This is a genomic window from Aerococcus sp. L_32 (assembly GCF_050689315.1).
This window is the reverse complement of record NZ_JBOEQF010000682.1, coordinates 1-963: the sequence shown is the minus strand read 5'-3', so window position 1 is coordinate 963 and position 963 is coordinate 1. Positions and strand designations below refer to the sequence as shown.

General features: G+C 39.3%; 2 protein-coding genes. One reads left to right on the top strand and one right to left on the bottom strand.

Annotated elements, in window-relative coordinates:
- Nucleotides 1-159 (bottom strand): thiamine pyrophosphate-binding protein (locus ACRCJ0_RS15705; RefSeq protein WP_431391119.1); only part of this gene is annotated, 159 nt, incomplete at its 3' end.
- A gap of 384 nt (nt 160-543) precedes the next feature.
- Here ACRCJ0_RS15705 and ACRCJ0_RS15700 point away from each other — a divergent pair.
- Nucleotides 544-963: ATP-binding cassette domain-containing protein (locus ACRCJ0_RS15700; protein WP_431391118.1), on the top strand; the 420-nt coding region annotated here is incomplete at its 3' end.

The following is a 963-nucleotide window of genomic DNA, read 5'->3' as shown; positions in this document are numbered from 1 at the left end:
GTGACGAGCTAAGACGTGATTGACATTCTGGCGGAAAAATTCATCGTATATGTGTAAAGCTGCACCACCAGGATAGCCAAAAATAATCTCTGCACCTTGATCTCGCAAGGCATTGACGAGCAATTCCGTTCCTATACTGGTCTTCTTCGTTCTCTCCACATGAGCACCCCAATTCTTTAAGATTTCATTTCCTTGGTATTGAAAGCAATAAAAAAGGCATCCCACAAACAGTATGTGGGATGCCAAGTCCCACTCAACATCGAATAGGACTCAAATTAACAGTTGTTAATTCCAGTCCTACGTCACGATAATGACTACAATATTAAAATTCGCTACTTTGAACGATTTCATAATGAGTGAAACTCCTCTCGTCTTTTTTTATGATTCAATAACGAAAGTATACTGAGAACTCTTTAACTTGTCAACGGCTATTTTTAATTGTTTTCTCATTTATATACCTGTGATTCGCCATATTGACTTTCTTCCTTGGTATGATAAGTTTAATTTAATAGAATATTCGACTACATTCAGAAAGGATACGCCATGACATCAACCACAGGAAAAACCATCATCGAACTCGACAATGTCTGCTTCAACCGCCAAGATAAGGCCATATTAAAAAATATCCAATGGACCATCAACCAGGGGCAACACTGGTCCCTACTTGGTTTGAATGGGTCTGGTAAGTCATCCATCATCAACATTCTAACCGGATATAATTTTCCTTCTAGCGGTCAGGTGAAGGTCCTTGACCAGTTATTTGGCGTATCCTCAATCCCTGACCTTCAAAAACGAATCGGCATCGTTTCTGCTTGGATCAACCAAGAAATCCCAAGCCACTTATCTGTATTAGATACCATTATTTCGGGTAAATTTGCCAGTCTAGGCCTTTATCAAAAAGTAACGGATTCTTTAATCCAGGAAGCTGAAGACCTCTTAGAAACCTTTAATTTCGCCGCATTT